At 49.4% G+C, this 1,953-nt stretch carries 1 protein-coding gene; it reads right to left on the bottom strand.

Going from position 1 to position 1,953, the window contains the following annotated elements:
• Nucleotides 1-14: 14 nt before the first annotated feature.
• The gene (ltrA, locus tag BIZ37_RS29980; protein WP_187464651.1) at nucleotides 15-1,307 is read right to left on the bottom strand and encodes a group II intron reverse transcriptase/maturase; all 1,293 of its coding nucleotides are present in this window, start codon (nucleotides 1,305-1,307) and stop codon (nucleotides 15-17) included.
• Nucleotides 1,308-1,953 lie beyond the last annotated feature (646 nt).

Below are 1,953 nucleotides of genomic sequence, written 5' to 3'. Positions count from 1 at the left end.
CGGCCTCCGTCCTCTCACACCACCGTACAAGCGTGAGTCGCATACGGCGGTTCCGAATATACTTTCAGTGACTCGTACCCATCTCGCAACGAGTACAGACCCAACTCCTTGAACCATTTTGTTGGCATAGCGTGATTCACCTGCGGCGTTAATGCCAAGTGCCACCAACCTTTGTCTGACATCGCTACCTTCCACGCATTTCGCTCTGTTACACCTTGTTGCTGTAACCATGTCGCTATGCCGTATCTACGTTTGCGCTGCTTTAGCCGGTAACACCTTAGACGTCGCCGTGTCCATTCGTCCAAGCGCTGCATGCTGCTTTTCCGTATGGCGAGTTTGAAGTAGTGTTGCCAACCTCTTAGGTATTGAGTTAACTCGGTTATGATAACCTTCAGCTCTCGACCTCGGTTTCGCTTCGTTATCCGCCGCACTTGCTTCTTCATTTGAGCTTGCGCTGGCTTCGATATATGGATAGTTCCATTTACCTGGAAGCGATGGCTTAGGTAAGCCCGCTCTGTCACTCTTGTCGCTGCGCTCTTCTCTCGGTTTACCGTGAGTTTCAGTTTCTGCTCCAAGAACTCCGTTATCGACTCTTTCACTCGATGAGCGGCTTCCTCACTACGCACGTAGATTTGGCAGTCGTCTGCATATCGACAGAACTTATGCCCTCTACGCTCTAACTCTTTATCCAGTTCATCTAATACGATATTGGATAGTAACGGAGATAATGGCCCACCCTGTGGTGTACCTCGTTGTCTCTGTTCAACTAACCCGTTTCGCATTATGCCTGCCTGTAGATATGACCTGATGAGCTTCAACACTCGTTTATCAGCAACATCCTGTGACAGTCTGTGCATCAGTCTATCGTGGTTCACTGTGTCGAAGTATTTCGCTAAGTCAATATCTACTACATAACCTCGCCCTTCTCGGATATAGCAACTCGCTGCCGCGAGTGCATGATGAGCACTGCGATTGGGTCTAAATCCATAACTGCTATTGGAGAACTTAGGTTCATAGATATCTGACAGGACTGAGGTGATAGCCTGTTGGACTACTCGATCAAGAACTGTTGGGATACCCAGTTGCCTAACGCCACCACGAGGTTTAGGGATTTCTACACCCAGAACGGGATGAGGTTGATAGCTTCCATCCAGAAGGCTCTGGCGAAGCACTTGCCCGTTTGAAGCTTGTCGAAGCATTGAGATGGTCGCATCAATATCGAGTTTATCGACACCTGCGCATCCTTTGTTCTTCTTCACGCGTCTAAGGGCGTGATTCAAGTTAGTTGAGGAGCCGATTTGCTCCATCAACGAAGTTGAGGTCACCAAGACTCGTCCTCCTGTCTACGCCGACCATGCTTGTCATTCTCCGTTTCCATGAGCTTTACTTGCGGTATCGCCCATTGGGACGTAGAGATGGGTTTCATCTTGCTATGACTCCACATGATTGAGTGTCTAGTGACTGCTTCTTGATATATTCAGTTCAGGCCTTCCCTTGAGTTGTACTTCCTCAAGGTACTATGCCTTCTGCTGACTTCTTACCACCCGTCACGCAGCATCACTACTGCGTTAGTCTCATCTGAGACAAGCGATAAGATATCCCGAGGTAAGGCGTTGTTCTTTCGCTTGGTCATGCCTGATTTACCTATACACACTTCCCGTCGAGGCATTGGGCTATTCTATCTATTGCTAGGTTACCCAAGTTGCATAGGCCTACTATCAGGTTTCTGTTCGTCACAACCAAGTTTTGCCATTTGCTTCCTTCAGATTTCACCTCACGGTGAACACCCTTGCATAGGCTAACGGTTCTCGCTCGACTGAGCCCGTAGAGGACTTTCACCTCCTAGATCAACGCCATGCTCGGCGCAATCGAGTAGGAGGAGGCCTCACGGCCTCCGTCCTCTCACACCACCGTACAAGCGTGGGTCGCATACGGCGGTTCCAAGGTATACTA

Source organism: Photobacterium sp. BZF1 (assembly GCF_014349205.1).
GTDB lineage: Bacteria > Pseudomonadota > Gammaproteobacteria > Enterobacterales > Vibrionaceae > Photobacterium.
Note: the sequence above shows the minus strand (reverse complement) of the source record. Positions and strands in the feature narration are given on the sequence as shown.